This window comes from Dellaglioa sp. CoH-56-MRSF-12 (assembly GCF_056782075.1).
Window position 1 is genome coordinate 1 of record NZ_JBXAYD010000175.1, and the last position, 235, is coordinate 235.

Consider the following 235-nt stretch of genomic DNA (forward strand, 5'->3'; position numbering starts at 1 on the left):
GGTTCCACGCCATCGCGGGCATCCTCGCGCCGTCCCTGCTCGCCCTGGTCCTGGTGATCTGCGCCCAGCCCGTGCGGGTCTGGCTGGAACGCCACGGCACGCCGAGCGGGGTCGCGACCGGCGCCGTGGCGCTGACGACGTTCGCGCTGCTGGCCGGCTTCGTCGCCCTCCTGATCATCGCGATGGCCCAGTTCGTCGGGATGCTGCCGCAGTACAAGGAGCAGTTCCAGCAGCT

Annotated in this window: 1 protein-coding gene; it reads left to right on the forward strand. The window is 71.1% G+C overall.

Annotated features, from left to right (window positions below; genetic code table 11):
• Positions 1–235 (forward strand): AI-2E family transporter (locus tag AC1RPY_RS08215; RefSeq protein WP_481763192.1); only part of this gene is annotated, 235 nt, incomplete at both ends.